The 335-nt window shown below is 85.4% G+C and carries 1 protein-coding gene; it reads right to left on the minus strand.

The genetic code is table 11. The features are described 5' to 3' along the window. The coding region (locus tag ABD323_RS40145) for a hypothetical protein (protein ID WP_344447056.1) at positions 1-335 on the minus strand (335 nt) is incomplete at both ends.

Consider the following 335-nt stretch of genomic DNA (forward strand, 5'->3'; position numbering starts at 1 on the left):
GCGACCCGGGCCCGGCCGCACGACCGGCGAAGCCGGGACGGGCGCCGCCACCGGCACCCGGACCACCGGGACGACCGCCGCCGGGACCACCGGGGCCACGGCCGCCGGGGCCCGGACGCGGGCCGGTGCCCGGGCCGGGACGCTGCGGCATCATGCCGGGGTTCGGACGCGGCATGCCGGACGGGCTCGGGGCCCCCGGACGCGGGCCGGCCGGACGCGGCATGCCGTCGGGACGCGGAGCGCCACCGGGACGCGGGGCGCCGGCGCCGGGGGCGCCTGCGGGACGCGGACCACGGTCGCCACCGGGACGCGGCGCACCGCCACCGGGGGGGCGA

The organism is Kitasatospora nipponensis (genome assembly GCF_039528135.1).
GTDB lineage: Bacteria > Actinomycetota > Actinomycetes > Streptomycetales > Streptomycetaceae > Kitasatospora > Kitasatospora nipponensis.